Origin of the sequence: Streptococcus pluranimalium (genome assembly GCF_047785745.1) — a bacterium.
GTDB classification, from domain to species: Bacteria; Bacillota; Bacilli; order Lactobacillales; family Streptococcaceae; genus Streptococcus; species Streptococcus pluranimalium_B.
Genome location: NZ_JBLOJT010000247.1, coordinates 1 through 519, shown reverse-complemented (window position 1 = coordinate 519; position 519 = coordinate 1). Strand labels below are relative to the sequence as shown.

Here is a 519-nt window from a genome sequence, read left to right as displayed (position 1 = left end):
CACACAGCTTCTAACAGATACCTTAAGCAATGCCGCTATCGCTAGGCAATGTCATGTCGCGGTAGCGACTGTCCAAAGACAACTCGAAACCTTCCAAATCATGGAGACCTTTGATAAGCTACCTACCATTTTGTCTTGGGATGAATTGTCAAGAAACAAAGGACAATTAGCCTTTATTGCTCAGGACTTTGAGACCAGACAAATCGTCACTGTCCTTGAAGACAATAAACAAACCACGATTAAGAACTTCTTCTACAAATTTCCAAGAAAAGTTCGTGAGACGGTTGAAGTTGTCACTGTGGACATGTCTGGTAGCTGCATTCCCATCATCAAGACCTTCGCTCTCTTATTTTTAGGCTCAGGCTGAAATAGTCCACCGGACTATTTCACTCCCAAACGCTCGTATTGTCCTTGATCGCTTCCACATCATCCAACACCTAAGCAGGGCTATGATGGCTACGAGAATTGCCATCATGAAGAGCTTTGAAACGCAATCACTTCCTTACAGTGCGATGAAGC

At 43.9% G+C, this 519-nt stretch carries 1 pseudogene; it reads left to right on the top strand.

Features of this window, described 5'->3' with window-relative positions:
• Positions 1 to 519, top strand: a pseudogene (locus tag ACMZ6U_RS10755) (transposase); the annotation flags it as partial.